This window comes from Stenotrophomonas sp. FSL W7-1447 (assembly GCF_037966425.1).
In the GTDB taxonomy this organism is placed as follows: Bacteria; Pseudomonadota; Gammaproteobacteria; order Xanthomonadales; family Xanthomonadaceae; genus Stenotrophomonas; species Stenotrophomonas pavanii.
The window spans coordinates 998,170-1,013,337 of the sequence record NZ_CP150199.1; the positions used below are offsets into that span (position 1 = coordinate 998,170).

The window sequence follows — 15,168 nt, forward strand, 5'->3', positions numbered from 1 at the left end:
CCAGCGCACCGGTACCATATGTAGACCGTCGATCCATCGTGGAGTTTCCCGTGACAGCCCAGACCGCCGGCGGTGCCCCCGCCATCACCCTCTATTCCACCGCCGTCTGCCCGTACTGCGTGGCCGCCAAGAACTTCCTGAAGAGCAAGGGCCAGCAGTGGACCGAGGTCCGCATCGACCTGGACCCGGCCGAGCGCGAGAAGATGGTGGCCAAGACCCGCCGTACCAGCGTGCCGCAGATCTTCGTCGGCGACGTCCACGTCGGCGGCTACGACGACATGATGGCCCTGCACCGTGAAGGCAAGCTCGAGCCGCTGCTGGCCGGGCAGGGCCAGGCATGAGCGCGGCCGACGACGGCAGCAAGGACCGCATCGCCGAATTCACCGAGTTCCGCAAGCGCATGAACGAGCGCATCCTGGGTGAGCCGAACCAGGTGGTGCGGCGCTTCTTCGCGCTGGACACGCAGACCTACCAGGCCGGCGCGCTGGATGTGAAGACCAAGGAGCTGCTGGGCCTGGTGGCCTCGATGGTGCTGCGCTGCGACGACTGCATCAGCTACCACGTGGCCCAGTGCAAGGACGCCGGGGTCACCCGTGAGGAGTTCTTCGAGACCTTCTCGGTCGGCCTGGTGGTGGGCGGTTCCATCGTGATCCCGCACCTGCGCCGCGCGGTCGATTTCCTCGACCAGCTTGAAGGTGGCGCCGCCGCCCCGGCAGCGCACGAGCACTGAGTGCTCCGGAAGTCGCCGGCCGCTGGTACACTTCCTGAACCCCACATGGCCGAGGTTGCCACCAGCGGCGTGCACTACCGCACCCGCGAGTGGCCTTCCCCACGATCCAACAGCCCAGGAGCCCCTTCTTGTTGAAGGGCGCGCCGACAGGCGCAGGGTTAAGGCGGGATGCGCGGGCAAAGCCGCAGAGCGGTTTGCTCAAGGGGGCGCGCCGACAGGCGCGGGGATAAGGTGGGATGCGCGGGCAATTCTGCCTGAGCCGGGAACTGGGACCATGGTCTATTTGGGACCTCGGCCCCGGCTCAGGCATAATTGCCGGTGAAACTTCCTTTGCGCCGGCGTTTCCGGGCACGTCCGGACGGCGTTTTTCCCCCTGTTCGGAACATCGATCAATGACGCAGAAAATTACGGTCATCCGCGGCGACGGCATTGGCCCGGAAATCATGGACGCCACCCTGTTCGTGCTGGACCAGCTCAAGACGGGCCTGGAGTACGAAGACGCCGACGCCGGCCTGGTGGCCCTGGAGAAGCACGGCGACCTGATGCCGGCGGTGACCCTTGAATCGATCGCGCGCAACAAGGTCGCGCTGAAGAGCCCGCTGACCACCCCGGTCGGTGGTGGCTTCACCTCGATCAACGTCAGCCTGCGCCGCCACTTCGACCTGTACGCCAACGTGCGTCCGGCCCACACCTTCCCGAACACCAAGTCGCGTTTCGACAACGTCGACCTGATCACCGTCCGTGAGAACACCGAAGGTGCCTACCTGGCCGAAGGCCAGGAAGTGTCGGCCGACGGCGAAACCGCCTTCTCCGGCACCCGCATCACCCGCAAGGGTTCCGAGCGCATCGTGCGCTACGCCTTCGAGCTGGCCAAGAGCACCGGCCGCAAGAAGGTCACCGCCGTGCACAAGGCCAACATCATCAAGTCGACCTCGGGCCTGTTCCTGAATGTCGCCCGTGAAGTGGCCGCGCAGTATCCGGACATCGAATTCCAGGAAATGATCGTCGACAACTGCTGCATGCAGCTGGTGATGCGTCCGGAACAGTTCGATGTGATCGTCACCACCAACCTGTTCGGCGACATCATCTCCGACCTGTGCGCCGGCCTGGTCGGCGGCCTGGGCCTGGCCCCGGGTGCCAACATCGGCAAGGACGCGGCGATCTTCGAAGCCGTGCACGGCACCGCGCCGGACATCGCCGGCCAGGGCAAGGCCAATCCGTGCGCGCTGCTGCTGGCTGCCGCGCAGATGCTGGACCATGTCGGCCAGCCGGAAAACGCCGAGCGCCTGCGCAAGGCCATCGTGGCGACCATGGAAGCCAAGGATTCGCTGACCGGCGACCTGGGCGGCACCGGCACCACCATGAGCTTTGCCCAGGCCATCGCCCGCCGCCTGTAAGCGGCCGGCCGACCTCGGTTGGATCCACAGCGGGGCGCCTTCGGGCGCCCCGTTGCGTTATGGGCTGACCCGGTAGATCCACGCCATGCGTGGATGACGGGGCGTTGGTCCGCAGCCACCCATGGGGTGGCTTCAGGGGGATGGCCTGTGCGGATTTTGCACAGATCATGTGCCCCTGCGGGGCTGGTTCGTGCGCCAGGCGCTCCGCATCCTGTGCTCCACACCCATCGCAGGAATCCGCACATGAATCTCACCGCTTTCGGCCTGGCCAGTCTGATCGGCATGGCCGCCACCGCCCCGGTCGCCGCCGCCGAGCCGGCCCATCCCACCATCCGCCACATCGCAGGGGCACCGCGTGCGAGCTCGCTCGACGCGGCGAAGACCGCCGTGCTGGTGATCGACTTCCAGAACGAGTACTTCGATGCCAAGGCCGCACCGGGCTTTGCCGGTGGCCGCATGGTCATTCCCGATGGCCAGGCCGCGCTGCGCCAGGCGAAGCGGGTGGTCGACTTCGCCGATGCTCATGGCATCCGCGTGATCCATGTGCAGCACGTCCTGCCGGCGGGTGCGCCGCTGTTCGCACAGGGCAGCATCAACGCGGCCTTCCATCGCGACCTGCAGCCGCGCCAGGGCGAGACCGTGGTGCAGAAGGACAACGTCAGCGTGTTCGCCGGCGCCTCCGCCGCCGTGCTCGATCAGGTGCTGAAGAACGCTGGCATCGACACCCTGATCGTCACCGGCCTGCAGACCCATGCCTGCGTGGCTGGTGCCGCGCGCGACGCGGCGGCCGCGCCCCGTGGTTACCGGGTGATCGTCTCGTCCGATGCCAGCGCCAGCCGCGACCTGGATCTGGCTGGCGGGCAGCGCATCGGCCATCGCGCGCTGCATGAAGCCTCGCTTGCCCAGATCGAGGACGCCTTTGGTGATGTCATGACGACTGACGCGATCCTGGCACTGCCGGTGCGCAAGGCCGGCGACGGCGCTTGATAAGCTGGCGGGGCCCGCATGCCGTGGGCCCCGCCACGTGGAGCTGCCCACCGATGGATCACCTCGCCGCCCTGCGTGCGCTGCGCGCCATCGTTGACGCGGGCAGCTTTACCTCCGCCGCCGAACGCCTGGGCACCACCCATTCGGCGATGTCGCGGCAACTGCGGCAGCTGGAAGAACACCTGCAGGTGCGCCTGCTTGATCGCAACAGCCGTCGGCTGTCGTTGACCGAGGCCGGGCGCGATTACTACCGCGAGGCGGCAACGCTGCTGGACCGCCTGCAGGAGGCGGATGATCGTGCCCGCGCCGGGCAGGCGCAACCCAGTGGCAGGGTGCGGATCAGCGTGCCGCAGGTGGTGGCCAGCCAGGAACTGCCGCATTGGCTGCCCTCGTTCCTGCAGCGTTACCCGCAGGTCACGCTGGACCTGTCGGCGGATGATCAGCTGGTCGATGTCGTGGGCGGTGGTTTCGACCTGGCTCTGCGCATCGCGGCTTCGTTGCCGGACAGCCAGCTGGTCGCGCGCGAGCTGGCCAGCTGCCCGCGCATCCTGGTCGCCGCACCGGCCTACCTGGCCCGGCATGGCCTGCCGCGGCAGGCTGCGGATCTGGAGCAGCACACGCTGCTGGGGTTCAGTCCCACCCCATCAATGCCGCCCTGGCAGTTGCAGGGGCCGCGCGGCGCCTGCGTGAGCGTTGAAGCCGGACAGCGCCTGCGTGTGGATGCCACGCCTGCGCTGTACGCCGCCGCGCTGGCCGGAATGGGCATCAGCCTGTTCACCGCGTTGACGGTGCAGGAGGACCTGCGCGCCGGTCGTTTGATCCGAGTGCTGCCGGCCTGGCATGCCGGCCAGCGGCGCTATTTCGCGCTGTATCCGCATGCACGTGCGCTCGCGCCCAAGGTGCGCGCGCTGGTCGAGCACCTCGCGGCGCACTACGCTGCACCGATGGGCGCGGCCGGGTAGCCGCGCGGCTGCAGCCGTGGTGGTGATAGCGTCGGTGAGTCTGCGGATTGCCCCGCAAAGGGCTGGGATCAGGTCGGGCGGAACATGCGGAAGCGCTGTTCGGCGCCGATACGGAAGTAATCGGCGGGGCCGCCGCCGCGCAGGATCGGTGCCGCTGCGGCAGTGTCGTAGATGCCATCGATCAGCAACCGTGCATCGATGTGCACCGCCACCACCTCGCCCAGCACCAGCCAGCCTTGGGTGTCCTGTCCGGCGGCATCGCGCAGGCGCACGATCTGGGTGCAGCGGCATTCCATGCTGACCGGGCTTTGTGCCACCCGCGGTGGTGCGACCTGCGTGGAGGCCAGCGGGGACAGGCCGGCGAGGGCGAACTCGTCGACATCCGGCGCGACCGCACGGCAGCTTTCGTTCATGGCCTCGGCCAGGTCGAAGGTGGCCAGGTTCCAGACGAACTCTCCAGTGGCTTCGATGTTGCGCAGCGAGTCTTTGCGGCCCTGGCTGGAGAACCCGATGATCGGCGGGGTGTAGTTGAAGGCGTTGAAGAAGCTGTAGGGCGCCAGGTTCAACGTGCCGCCCGCGTCCTGGCTGGAAATCCAGCCGATCGGGCGCGGGCCGATGATGGCGTTGAACGGGTCATGCGGCAGGCGGTGGCCCTCCGCCGGGCGGTAGCTGTGGAAGGTGTCGGGCATGGGGGCAGGGGACGTGTGGACTTGCTCGACTCTACAAAAAAAGCCGCGACCCTTGCGGATCGCGGCCTGTCGTTTACGGCGTGGCTGGACTCAGCGCTGCTGGATCTTCGAGAGCAGGCGCAGGAATTCCACGTACAGCCAGACCAGGGTCACCATCAGGCCGAATGCGCCATACCACTCCATGTACTTCGGCGCACGCTGGGCGACGCCGGTTTCGATGAAGTCGAAGTCCAGCACCAGGTTCAGCGCGGCCACGACCACCACGAACAGGCTGAAGGCGATGCCCAGCCAGCTGGCGTCGTGGATCACCGGCACGTTGATGTTGAAGAAGCCCAGCACGAACGAGGCCAGGTAGAGCAGGGCAATGCCGCCGGTGGCGGCGACCACGCCCATCTTGAAGTTCTCGGTGGCCTTGATCACGCCGCTGCGGTACGCGACCAGCAGCGCGGCCAGCGTGCCGAAGGTCAGCAGCACGGCCTGGAACACGATGCCCGGGTACTTCATGTTGAACAGCGCCGACACGGCGCCCAGGAACAGGCCTTCGACCAGCGCGTACATCGGCGCGGTCACCGGCGACCATTCCTTCTTGAAGATGGTGATCAGCGCCAGCACCAGGCCGCCGATCGCGCCACCGATGGCGTACAGGCTCGCGCTGCCGGAGATCTGGCCGTAGTCGTCGACCGACTGGCTCCAGGCGAACGCTGCGGTCAGCACGGTCAGCAGCAGCAGGAGTCCGGTCTTGTTGGCGGTGCCGTTGAGGGTCATCACCTGGTCGGGGCTGGTCACCACCGAACCGCTGGCGAGGTCGAGGAAGGTCGACTCGGAAAGAGCCGGGTTGCCGCTGCGCATGCGTATTCTCCGTGCGAATGAGGATCGGGACGGCCATCCGGCCGATGACCGCGAGCATAGCCGATGACTGCGTACGGCGCTGTGGCGGGGACCAGCGTCGAGCCGGCCGCGTTGACAGTTCGCGACCGGCTTGGCGACAATGAGCAGCTCCCCGGGCCTGGCCCGAGGGGATTGCAAGACCGGGGTATAGCGCAGTCTGGTAGCGCGCCTGCTTTGGGAGCAGGATGTCGGGGGTTCGAATCCCTCTACCCCGACCAATCCCACATCACGTCGGATTGGACACCGTTCCGGTCCGGGCGCCCGTAGCTCAACTGGATAGAGCACCGGCCTTCTAAGCCGGCGGTTACAGGTTCGATTCCTGTCGGGCGCGCCATTTCACCCATCTCCTGCAGGTCCTGTCGTTACCGGCCTCTGCCTGGTCCAGCGCTGTGTTGGCGCGCATTCAATCTGGTCCGTCGTGGCCGAGGCATAGTCGGCCTGCCCCATGCCGGGGTGACTGCGCTGAGCCATCCCTTCATGAACACCGTTGCGCGATCGCGCTGTCTGCTGCTGGCGATGGGCCTGGGGCTTGCCGTGCAGGCGTCCGCCGATGCCCCCGTGATTGCGGTGTACCGTGGCGACGCCGGTTGCCCAGGGTGTTCGGAGGCCGTCGAACAGGCCATCCATCGTTCGCGTCCGGACTATCACGTGGTGTTCGTCGGCCCGGGCGAGGCCGTGGATGTCGATTCGCTGGCCACGTCGCGCTACCGGGCCTATGTGCAGCCGGGGGGCGGGCAGGACATCGACGCCGCGATGGCGGCGGTGGGCGAAGAGGGGGCGGCAGTCATCCGTCGTTTCGTCGATGCAGGCGGAACCTACATCGGCCTGTGCATGGGGGCCTACCTGGCCGGTGCATCGCATCTGGGCCTGCTGGCGCAGGACCTGGACGCCGAGGCCGGCAGGCCGGGATTCCCGGTGCAGGATGAAGACGATGCCGTGATTCCCGTCGTCTGGGACGGGCGTCGCCAGACGGTGTACTTCCAGGACGGTCCCTACCTGCCCAAGGCGCCACGCGACCAAGGGTTCAAGGTGATTTCCCGCTACACCAATGGCGACATTGCGGCTGCGTCGTATCGCTACGGTAAGGGCAGGGTGGTGCTGTCGGGACCGCATCCGGAAGCGCCGACGCAGTGGTTCAAGATGGCGGAAATCCCGCTTTCGCAGATGCCGTCGGCCGATCTGTTCAAGTCACTGCTGGATGAGGATCGGCGCTGAGGCGGGCGCGTGCGCAGCGCGACGCGGGCCGGAATGGCGACCGGCACATCAATGTGAAGAAATGCTTGCAATTCCTTCGCGACTCCCGGAAAATGCCGGACTCGCTTCAGGGGACGGCCTTCTGGTCCCACCCGGTCGCAACGCATCAGGTTCCACTGCTGGCAGCATCGGCAGGGGAGCAGAAGTTTCAGTGGTGGCTGTAGCTCAGTTGGTTAGAGTACCGGATTGTGATTCCGGTGGTCGGGGGTTCGAATCCCCTCAGCCACCCCACTTTTTTCTTACTACCGTCGCTAAGTTACTGAAAAGTAAGCTGGCGACGGTCAGTTTTGGTACTACAATCCCTCGTTGGCAATCAATCCCTGTCTCGGAACGTCACCTGGGGGCGTCACCTGCGGCGCAGCCCGCAATTGCTCCAGCGCAGACTTGCCGATGAGCGCCTGCTCGGCCAGCACCTTCGCGTAGGTCTCTGACGTGGTGCGGATGTCTCGATGCCCCAGCCACTCCTGCACGAGCTTGATGTTGCCGGTCGCCAGCAGCAGCCGGGTTGCGCAGGTGTGCCGCAGCGAGTGGATCACGCACTCCTTCTCCTTGGCGAGATGCGTCCCCTTTCGCGCACGATTCCAGAGCTTGTTGGCGCGGGTCTTGTTGAGCGTGGAGAAGGGGCCGGTCTGCTCCTTGCCTGCCGCCTTGCGCCGCCGCTGGACCACCTCCGAAGCGCGGGAGGTCAGGGGGATGGTGCGCTGCCGGCCGCCTTTGAGTTCCCCGTGACGCCAGAAGCGCACGGCGGTGGGTGGGGTGCCCACGAGGTCGCTCCAGCGCAGGTTGAACGCCTGGCTCAGGCGGCAGCCCACGTCGGCCAGGAACACGAACAGGTCGTGGTAGTCCTTACCGTCGCGCGTCCGCGGCCGACCGCCGTACTCGGGGTCGGGTAGGGTGTCCCATGCGAGCACGCGGGAGAGGATCAGCTCCTCGTCCTGGATGGTCAGGGTGAACTGGCGCGCGTTGTCGCGCTCGTCGCTCGGGCGGTACTCCGGGATGGCGGCCAGCATGCGTCCGGCCTTCGCCTCGCGGCGCAGGACGGCCATCAGGGCGTGCATCTTGCGGTTGATGGTCGCCGGGGCAGCCTGCTCGGCCTCCATCTTGGTCACCATCGCGTCCACGGCGGCCTGGGTGATGTCGTTGATGGGCGTGTCCTCGCCAAGGAAGCCCTGGACGATCTTGCAGTTGGTGCGGACGGTCTCGATGGACTTGAGCTTGCCCCAAAAGTTGCGGTCCTCCAGGGCGTCATCCATCGCGTCCTTGAGGGTGCGCTGCCGGGCCTTGGCTTTCGCCACGGCCATCTGCGCCGACCGGGACTTGCCCCGGATGAGTTCGCGCAGCACGTCCTCGGAAACGTCGGGGTCATCGCGCAGGGCGTCGAGGACCGCCTGCTCCTTGCGCTCGGCGGCCACGCGGTCACGGGTGCCGGTGGACAGGCGCACGCGGCGGTATCCCTCCTGCACGTCGAGCATGTAGTAGCGCTTGTCGGGCGCACCCGGCTTGGGTGCGGTCCCTTTGAGGCGAAGGGCCATGTGTATCTCCAAAAATGAAAAGGCCCGCACTAGGCGGGCCTCGGGGCACAACGGGGTGTTGGGGGTTAGGCGGCTGCGACGCGCGCCGTCACCTTGCGGTTGACACGTTCTGAGAGCGAAGCCAGCCAGTGCAGCGCCTTGGTCGTCGGAAAGATCAGGTTGCGCTTGCGGTAGGCGGGATCGGGGCGCTGCTCCAGGAAGTCAGGCCCCGGCTCGCGGTTACGCTTGATAGACGACAGGTCGAGCACATTGCGGCTCACTGCGGAGGGAGAGAGTCCGCCGAGGACGCGCTCAAGGTCCACCTGCTGAATGCCCGGCTCGTCCACAACGGCGAGTAGGGTGAGGATGCGGGTGGCGGTGATGTCCTCGTCGATCTCTTCCCGGAAGGCTGACAGTGCGGTTGTGAGAATGGCCGTCAGTTCTTTCTGCGAGAGATTCATGGTGCGCTCATTTTCCGTAAGGGGATGGTTCCCCCTTGGGAAACCATCAGGGTCTATCTTGGAGCCGCAATGTAAGGATTACAAGGCCCAAGCCAATGTTGATGGCATTCTTGCCAATTTTGTCCATCCAAAAACCACGCTGCCAAGGCGTGGGGGAGGGGTCGATTCCGATCTCATATCCAAAGGCTTTCACGAACAGGTCCAGGTACTTCTGCCCTGCGAAGGGGCCGTCCTGTCCCCTGCTCACGGCGTTGTAATGCGCCGCCACCCCCGGCTGCGCTCCACAAAAAGGTCTTACGTTTCAGTGTTTTAAGAACGGTAGTACAAGCATCACCGCCAGGGTCACGATGGCCCCGACCACGGATGCAAAGTCCTTGCCCTACGCGGACTACCGCGCTGGCTATTGTCCGTCTCACCGTACTCATAGACTGAGAACGCCCCCCCTGGTCGTCTGCGGATGCGCAGCCCGACAGCAGCACGCTACCGTCGGGCAGACTACAGGCCACAATGATGGCGCGTCCGTAGGAATCAAGTACCACCGGAGAGATTGATCCCGACTCGTGCATTGAGTTCATGGCTGCGGGGTCTCAGTTGGGGCGGCGGGTGGGACCGGATAGGACACCCGCCAGCCACAGTCCTCGGGGACGACCGAGAACTGGACGCGCTCGTTGAGCAGGCCGAGCACGGCGCGCAGGACGCCGCGCTTCTCGTTGTGGTCGAAGTGGATGGTCCGAATCATTCCGGCACCTCATAGGTGCGCTCGTGGAGCACCGAGACCTCCCGTTCGATGACCAGGAACGGGCCGATCTGGTGTGCGCGGAAGGCCAGGCTGACGATGATGATTTCCATGATGGTTTCCTTTGACGTGGATCAAGCGCCGCGACGGGCGAGGTGGTAGTTGGCCTGACGCATCAGGCGGTGGAACTCGGCGACATCGGCCGGAGACATCGGCCGAGCCACCCGGATGGCTTGGGGGCGCTTAGGAGCGCGGAGGCGGATCACGGTGCGCGCCCTCCCGACAGCGCGACCCACAAGGTCACGCAAGGCAGGACGTTGATGCACCAGCGGCGGTTGTAGGGCGACCAGTGCGCGCCAATCCACGCGCTGCCCCAGCGGAACAGGAGACCGGCTTTCATGCGGCCACCTTCGGAGCGCGCAGGACGATGGTGCGCGCGGGCACCTCGATCACGTCGTCCCAATTGACGCGCGCGCCAATCTCCAGGGCCAGGTCATTGGCGACCGTCTTTGCGTAGTCGCCGTCGTCATCCACACCCCACAGCGCGTCGCTGTGCTCGGTGTCGTTGCCCTCGGCGTCCAGCAGCGTGACCTGCACGCCGATGTAGCTCCAGCGGTCCTCGCACCACGCGCGGAGCCACTCGAACTCGCGGTCGGCAGCCTCGGCAGCTTCCGGCCCGGTCATGCCCTCGCGGCGGCCCTTTGCGACAGCCCCGGCGTAGTCGTAGAAGCGGTAGCGGTGGCGGTCACCCTTGTTGAGGATGCGCTCTCCGGGACGCTTGCCGCCCCGGTAGTGGTCGCGGCATTCCCAGCCGCTCACAGTGCCCAGCGTGTCGTTGTTCTCCCAGGGCGCACCCGCGTCAGGGTCAGGGATGTGCTCGACCTTGAAGGTCAGCCCGTGCAGCTCGATGGTGTCCATGCTCGTCTCCTCAGCGGAACCAGCGCTGCGCCACGCCGCGGCCCAGCTCGCGGCGCGCGGTTGCGCGGATGTGATTGCCCCAGCTCCCGTCGTGTCGCTCGCGCAGCTCGGCGGGCGAGTTCTCGCGCCAGTAGTCCCAGAGCAGTTGCGAGAGCACGCGGCAGACGCCAGCGCGGAACTCGGTCGGCCAATACTGGCCGGTGCAGTAGTCCAATCGGCCGTCGTCGCGCAGTTGCAGTCGCCCCGAGCCTTGCAGCGCCTTGCGGATGTCGTGCGCGGTGATCGACTCGCGCCAACCAATCGCGGCCAGCATTTCCAGTGCGTCGCTGCGCTGCCGCTGGGCGGTGCGCTGGTCGCTACGGTAGCTCGACGCGGTGCCGTAGTTGCACGGATCGAAGCCGGGGCGCTGATTGACGAAAGCGGTCAGCATCGCCATCAGTTCTTCGCGGGTCAGCAGTGCGGCAGGCTTGCGTGCCATGTGAGTGCTCCAGAAATGCGAAGGCCCGCACTAGGCGGGCCTCGGGATCAGCGGTGGTTGTCGGTCAGTGCGCCCAATCGGGCTTGACGTTCAGCAGGTAGGCGGCGGCCACTGCGCGGGCGGTGTCCTCGTCGGCCACGTCGGCAATCCACCACCAGCGGTCCTTACCGGCCCAGCGGTAGACGCCCCAAAACTGCGCGGCCATCGGTGCGCAAGGCTCGACGCTTCCATCGAACTCTTGGCGGGGACCGTAGGAGACCGATCGGTCGCCCAGGGTGACCAGCTTGTCACCGGCAGGTACAGCCAGCTCGTTGTCGTTGCTCATTGCGACAGGCCCTTTGCGTGCTCAATGGCGCGATCCAGCGCGCCGGGGATGTTGTGAAAAATGCCGTGGCGTGTCGAGTGGGTGAGGCCGATTTTGTAGACCTCAAAATGGTTCGGTCCCTTGCGCAGCACCCACGCCTTTTCGGTCTCGAACATGATGTCCTCCTCGCGGTAGCTCATCGCGCGGCTCCCATGCCCTCGGCGATCCATGCGCGGGCCTGCTGCTCGGCGCGCGCCACACCATCGGCGGTCTCGTGGTCGATGCCGTTCCTCGACAGCCATCCGCCCAGCGGGTCGGCGATGTCGTAGGCCCACACGCCGCTCCACTGCTCGCCGACCTCCTGCCAGAGGCGGTGCAGCATGCGCGCCACCTCGACAAGGAATTGCGAGTCCTCAATGCCCAGCGGCGCAGTGCTGCTCGGCTCGGGCCACGTCCACCCACTCGCCAGCTGCGCGAGGTCGATGGGGTCGAAGTCGGTATCCCTGATTGCGCGGTTGACCACGGTGGCGAACTCCTCGGCTTGCTGCGGCGTCATCGCGGTCGCCGCCAGTTGTTCGTGATAGCGCCCCGGCTGTGCCAGGAACACGTTGCGGGTTCCGTAGGTGCGCAGTTCCATCACAGCACCCCCAGCCCGCGCAGCACCGGCTCCACCAGCGCGTCGGTGTCCTCGTTTGCGCTCCAGTCGCTCGCTACGTCGGCCCCGTTCTGCCAGATCAGCCACACGAAACCGACGCGGCTGCCATCCTCGCGGCGGAATACCAGCGTGTCGGCGTCGGTGGTCGCCAGCGCTTCCAGCACCATCTGCCGGTCGCGTCCACGCTTCACCGTCCACTCCTCGCCATCGTTGACGGAAATGGCATAGCCCTTGGCGAGCGCGAGGTCCACCAACGCCCGCGCTATGTCGGCGGCGATCTTCGGTGCGTACTTGTCGAGATTCATGGCTTTCTCCGGGCAACAAAAAAGCCGCCTTGCGGCGGCTTCGGGGGATTGGGGTAGGGCGCGGTTAGAGGAACAACTTGGTCAGCGTGACGATGCCAGCCACAAAGGCCGTGGCGACCACCAGCGGATACCACCGGGTCTCCATCATCAGCTTGTCGATCTCGCGGTTGATCTTGCGAATCTCAGCGGTGAGCTTGCGCACTTGCAAGTCCTCCAGTGGTCCATTGGTGCTCATGGTAGCTCCAAAAAAGACCCGCCGTCACACGTCGGCGGGGTGTGGAAAATCGGGTTGACGAAAGGGGATCAGATGACAACGGGGGATGGACAAGGCGCAACTTGGGTGCGGTTCTTGTTCGCCTGGCGCTCCCGCTCGTTGAGTCGGGCGCGGTGCTCGCGGATGCCGCGGCGGATGCAACCGGCCACGTAGTAGTCGCGGGCGGTCATATCAAACGGGATCATCGTCATGGGGTGCTCTCCAGTGAATCGGACCACCAAAACGCCCCATCACAACGGTAGGGACGCTTTGGCGGTCAGACTCATGCTTGTAAGGCATGGAATCTGACCGTCGCCAGCTTCCGGGAGCGCCTCCAGCTCGCCTAGGAATCCCGTACAGCTGGCCCCGCTCTTTCTGGCGGTGACCCGGTATCCGTGGCGGCCTTCATCGGCCCTTACACTTCCCGGCGCGGCTAGTGTTCCCAGCTCCCCGCGTTCTGCCGTGGGCGGCGCTCCTGCCTGCCCCTTTCCTACTGTCCCGACCGCACCCTGCGACCGTTGTTCGATGGTGGGCATTATGCCCGTTTGCTCCCGGTTTGTCAATCACTCCCGGTAGTGGGATGGTTGAGCCGGACGTTACCTGCGGTGCGCTTAGGGGCCTTTGGGGCTAGTCCTCAGTGCTGGCGGGATAAGCTCTAGGTGCTGTCGATCCATCGGTCGCACGTCTGTCGCCGCCTTTTCCGCTGTCGCCGTTGTTGCTGGCGACGGGGCATAGATTAGGAAATCCCCCGATGGCCGTCAATCCCCCAATGGCAAGAATATTCATAGTTCGTTTAGGATTCGATCAGGGGGTGGCATCTGCATTCCCATGCTCGCGCGTGGGCGCGCGTGGGCGCGCGTGTGAGCGCGTGGGCGGGCCGTAGGGCGCGACATAGGCGGGGCCGCTAGGTGTGCCCGTAGTGGGGCAGCGGTGCGCCGTGGTGGGGCAGCGGTGCGCCGTGGTGGCGATGCAAAAAGACAGATAGGGACAGACAGAAGCGCGAACGTTTGCGCGGCGGCCTGCGGTGCGCCCAGGTATCGCATTAGATGCCCTAGCGATTGGATACCTAATCCGGTGGTTCACCTTTGGAATCAGTAGGTTAGCCGAGGTGGTGACGCCGCAGGTGACGCGAAGGGGGCGCATCGTGCCTTACGCTACAGGGGGCGACCCCCTACGGGGGGTGATCGCGCCGTTCCAAGTAGTTGGATACTCCTTCGGAAATTTGCCGCAAACCTTTCGACCACCTCTGTCACTTCGAGGAGACGTTATGTACGCCCGCCGATACACGATAAGAACCGCTACCGCGATCACCGTCCTGGCCTTAGTGCTCGCAGGACTCCCTGCCGCGTACTTTCAGACCGGCGTAAGGAGCGCTGAGGAGTTGCGTTCCTGGAACGAGCAGATCATCGAGAACGACGCCTCGCCGCAGGTGTTGGTTGATGAGGCGGTGCGGACGTTTGACGCCGCGACGAATGACCTCATCAGCAACCGCAATTCCCGCAACCTGTTTCTCCAGCTCGCTTTGGGCATCCCGGCGCTCGCTTGGATTGGTGCGGGCGTGGTGCTATGGGTCATCAAGGATGGGACGGAGGTCTAGTCCGCCGCAGTGGCACCCAAGGAGGACAGAGGAACACCCCAGGAGTGCATAGGAGAACTGTAGCTCTACTTGATGGTGAATACCAATGAATAGAACTCTATAGTCCTGCTAGAGTAATACTTAGGTCTTACTATGATAGCACCCTTGTCAAGCCCTCCCAGTGCTCCGTGGTCGAATAAACTTAGCGGTTGGCATAGACATTACAACGAGCATCTATGGCATCGCTCAATACCCTCCTCATTCGCTTGGCGGCGCTGGTCACTGTCCTCTCGCTGGTCTGTGCTGGAGTGCCCGCCGCATATCAGCACGCGAAGCTTCGAGCAGCACGGGAGCTGGTCGAACGTACCCGCGAGGTCATAAACGATGACACGACCGCGTACAGCGTGGTGGCCGATGCGGTGCCAATTCTGGATTCTGCACTGACTGAGGCCGCGCAGCACGAGCACATGAGAGGCCTACTCGTGGAATTCACGATTGGCGTCCCGCTGATCGTTTGGTTTGTCGTCTTGGCTGTAATGTGGTGGTTCAAGGATGAAGAATTGGCGTGATAGCTGAACTGTTCACTTTCAGGTAGAGTCGTTTCCTGTCTTTTAACTGGCCGTCGTGTACGGTACGAACCGTTTGGGGAACGTAGGCGTGGGAGAACGCGCGATGGCTACGGATGCATACAGCCAGGGTCGGCTCGGCTCGTTGTTGGTCATGGAAGATGATCCTGACCTCTCAGGGATGTTGAAGGAAATCCTGGCGATGCAGGGTTACGAGGTCGATGTGGTCGCCTCCGCTGCCGATGCATTCGACCGCATAGAGGCGAAAGCATTTCACGCGGCGATCTTAGACATCCAGACGCAGGACGGAGCATCAATGTCCGTCGCCGATTACCTGCTGTCGCACCGAATTCCCTACATGTTCGCGTCCGGGGTGCCGAACCCGCAGCTCCCTGACGCTCACCAGTGGGCGACCTTTCTCCCGAAGCCGTACCGCATCAAAGAACTCATGAGCGCCCTTGATAGGACTCGCCAAATCGGCATTCCTGTTTAGGCGCG

General features: G+C 65.0%; 23 protein-coding genes and 3 tRNA genes. 12 read left to right on the forward strand and 14 right to left on the reverse strand.

The features are described 5' to 3' along the window. Window positions 1–50: 50 nt before the first annotated feature. The 5 genes from grxC to NSQ78_RS04525 all read left to right on the forward strand — a co-directional run bounded on the left by grxC (window position 51) and on the right by NSQ78_RS04525 (window position 4,076). Window positions 51–341: a glutaredoxin 3 gene (grxC, locus tag NSQ78_RS04505; protein ID WP_053462274.1), complete on the forward strand. Its 291-nt coding sequence runs from the start codon at window positions 51–53 to the stop codon at window positions 339–341. After that, window positions 338–730: a carboxymuconolactone decarboxylase family protein gene (locus NSQ78_RS04510; RefSeq protein ID WP_004154542.1), complete on the forward strand. Its 393-nt coding sequence runs from the start codon at window positions 338–340 to the stop codon at window positions 728–730. The genes grxC and NSQ78_RS04510 overlap by 4 nt, the downstream gene beginning before the upstream one ends. Before the next feature lie 392 nt (window positions 731–1,122). Next, on the forward strand, window positions 1,123–2,127 hold the full coding sequence (locus NSQ78_RS04515) for an isocitrate dehydrogenase (protein ID WP_049464919.1): 1,005 nt from the start codon (window positions 1,123–1,125) through the stop codon (window positions 2,125–2,127). Window positions 2,128–2,370: 243 nt separating this feature from the next. After that, window positions 2,371–3,114, forward strand: coding sequence for a cysteine hydrolase (locus NSQ78_RS04520; RefSeq protein WP_064237741.1), 744 nt, complete (start codon window positions 2,371–2,373; stop codon window positions 3,112–3,114). Window positions 3,115–3,167: 53 nt separating this feature from the next. Then, window positions 3,168–4,076 carry a LysR family transcriptional regulator gene (locus NSQ78_RS04525; RefSeq protein WP_064237742.1) on the forward strand — a complete coding sequence of 303 codons (909 nt, stop codon included), beginning with the start codon at window positions 3,168–3,170 and terminating at the stop codon, window positions 4,074–4,076. Between the two features lie 68 nt (window positions 4,077–4,144). On the opposite strand, the gene NSQ78_RS04530 is transcribed toward NSQ78_RS04525, so the two are convergent. Both NSQ78_RS04530 and NSQ78_RS04535 read right to left on the reverse strand, forming a co-directional pair. Further along, the gene (locus tag NSQ78_RS04530) at window positions 4,145–4,765 is read right to left on the reverse strand and encodes a flavin reductase family protein (RefSeq protein WP_049471073.1); all 621 of its coding nucleotides are present in this window, start codon (window positions 4,763–4,765) and stop codon (window positions 4,145–4,147) included. A gap of 90 nt (window positions 4,766–4,855) precedes the next feature. Further along, entirely contained in the window at window positions 4,856–5,614 is a 759-nt protein-coding gene (locus NSQ78_RS04535) for a Bax inhibitor-1/YccA family protein (RefSeq protein WP_057495144.1), read from the reverse strand. 180 nt (window positions 5,615–5,794) lie between these two features. Here NSQ78_RS04535 and NSQ78_RS04540 point away from each other — a divergent pair. The 4 genes from NSQ78_RS04540 to NSQ78_RS04555 all read left to right on the forward strand — a co-directional run bounded on the left by NSQ78_RS04540 (window position 5,795) and on the right by NSQ78_RS04555 (window position 7,138). Beyond that, window positions 5,795–5,871, forward strand: a tRNA-Pro gene (locus NSQ78_RS04540). A gap of 39 nt (window positions 5,872–5,910) precedes the next feature. Further along, window positions 5,911–5,987 (forward strand) — tRNA-Arg (locus NSQ78_RS04545). Between the two features lie 143 nt (window positions 5,988–6,130). After that, window positions 6,131–6,868: a BPL-N domain-containing protein gene (locus NSQ78_RS04550; protein WP_064237743.1), complete on the forward strand. Its 738-nt coding sequence runs from the start codon at window positions 6,131–6,133 to the stop codon at window positions 6,866–6,868. 193 nt (window positions 6,869–7,061) lie between these two features. Next, a tRNA-His gene (locus NSQ78_RS04555) sits at window positions 7,062–7,138 on the forward strand. Window positions 7,139–7,200: 62 nt separating this feature from the next. Here NSQ78_RS04555 and NSQ78_RS04560 read toward each other — a convergent pair. From NSQ78_RS04560 to NSQ78_RS04615, 12 genes are all read right to left on the reverse strand, one after another. Further along, window positions 7,201–8,439 (reverse strand): site-specific integrase, encoded by a 1,239-nt coding sequence (locus tag NSQ78_RS04560; RefSeq protein ID WP_180890760.1) that lies wholly within the window; start codon window positions 8,437–8,439, stop codon window positions 7,201–7,203. A gap of 65 nt (window positions 8,440–8,504) precedes the next feature. Further along, entirely contained in the window at window positions 8,505–8,879 is a 375-nt protein-coding gene (locus NSQ78_RS04565; RefSeq protein WP_180890761.1) for a MarR family transcriptional regulator, read from the reverse strand. Window positions 8,880–9,450: 571 nt separating this feature from the next. Next, on the reverse strand, window positions 9,451–9,618 hold the full coding sequence (locus tag NSQ78_RS04570; protein ID WP_180890762.1) for a hypothetical protein: 168 nt from the start codon (window positions 9,616–9,618) through the stop codon (window positions 9,451–9,453). Window positions 9,619–9,877: 259 nt separating this feature from the next. Then, window positions 9,878–10,015: a hypothetical protein gene (locus tag NSQ78_RS04575; RefSeq protein WP_176422022.1), complete on the reverse strand. Its 138-nt coding sequence runs from the start codon at window positions 10,013–10,015 to the stop codon at window positions 9,878–9,880. Then, on the reverse strand, window positions 10,012–10,533 hold the full coding sequence (locus NSQ78_RS04580; protein WP_180890763.1) for a hypothetical protein: 522 nt from the start codon (window positions 10,531–10,533) through the stop codon (window positions 10,012–10,014). The genes NSQ78_RS04575 and NSQ78_RS04580 overlap by 4 nt, the downstream gene beginning before the upstream one ends. 10 nt (window positions 10,534–10,543) lie before the next feature. Beyond that, the gene (locus NSQ78_RS04585; RefSeq protein WP_180890764.1) at window positions 10,544–11,011 is read right to left on the reverse strand and encodes a hypothetical protein; all 468 of its coding nucleotides are present in this window, start codon (window positions 11,009–11,011) and stop codon (window positions 10,544–10,546) included. Window positions 11,012–11,075: 64 nt separating this feature from the next. Then, on the reverse strand, window positions 11,076–11,336 hold the full coding sequence (locus tag NSQ78_RS04590; RefSeq protein ID WP_032961791.1) for a hypothetical protein: 261 nt from the start codon (window positions 11,334–11,336) through the stop codon (window positions 11,076–11,078). Beyond that, window positions 11,333–11,515, reverse strand: a complete 183-nt coding sequence (locus tag NSQ78_RS04595) for a hypothetical protein (protein ID WP_049397876.1) — start codon at window positions 11,513–11,515, stop codon at window positions 11,333–11,335. Before NSQ78_RS04595 ends, NSQ78_RS04590 begins: the two co-directional genes overlap by 4 nt. Continuing rightward, the gene (locus NSQ78_RS04600) at window positions 11,512–11,952 is read right to left on the reverse strand and encodes a hypothetical protein (RefSeq protein WP_111007479.1); all 441 of its coding nucleotides are present in this window, start codon (window positions 11,950–11,952) and stop codon (window positions 11,512–11,514) included. Before NSQ78_RS04600 ends, NSQ78_RS04595 begins: the two co-directional genes overlap by 4 nt. After that, on the reverse strand, window positions 11,952–12,275 hold the full coding sequence (locus NSQ78_RS04605) for a hypothetical protein (protein WP_134734692.1): 324 nt from the start codon (window positions 12,273–12,275) through the stop codon (window positions 11,952–11,954). Before NSQ78_RS04605 ends, NSQ78_RS04600 begins: the two co-directional genes overlap by 1 nt. 64 nt (window positions 12,276–12,339) lie before the next feature. Then, window positions 12,340–12,510 carry a hypothetical protein gene (locus NSQ78_RS04610; protein ID WP_167692992.1) on the reverse strand — a complete coding sequence of 57 codons (171 nt, stop codon included), beginning with the start codon at window positions 12,508–12,510 and terminating at the stop codon, window positions 12,340–12,342. A gap of 68 nt (window positions 12,511–12,578) precedes the next feature. Then, window positions 12,579–12,740, reverse strand: coding sequence for a hypothetical protein (locus tag NSQ78_RS04615; protein ID WP_155029018.1), 162 nt, complete (start codon window positions 12,738–12,740; stop codon window positions 12,579–12,581). 1,055 nt (window positions 12,741–13,795) lie between these two features. Between NSQ78_RS04615 and NSQ78_RS04620 the strand changes: the two genes are divergently transcribed. The 3 genes from NSQ78_RS04620 (at window position 13,796) to NSQ78_RS04630 (ending at window position 15,163) form a co-directional block, all read left to right on the forward strand. Beyond that, window positions 13,796–14,125 carry a hypothetical protein gene (locus tag NSQ78_RS04620; protein WP_032961796.1) on the forward strand — a complete coding sequence of 110 codons (330 nt, stop codon included), beginning with the start codon at window positions 13,796–13,798 and terminating at the stop codon, window positions 14,123–14,125. 215 nt (window positions 14,126–14,340) lie between these two features. Beyond that, window positions 14,341–14,673: a hypothetical protein gene (locus NSQ78_RS04625; RefSeq protein ID WP_032961798.1), complete on the forward strand. Its 333-nt coding sequence runs from the start codon at window positions 14,341–14,343 to the stop codon at window positions 14,671–14,673. A gap of 103 nt (window positions 14,674–14,776) precedes the next feature. Further along, the gene (locus NSQ78_RS04630; protein WP_005409127.1) at window positions 14,777–15,163 is read left to right on the forward strand and encodes a response regulator; all 387 of its coding nucleotides are present in this window, start codon (window positions 14,777–14,779) and stop codon (window positions 15,161–15,163) included. Window positions 15,164–15,168 lie beyond the last annotated feature (5 nt).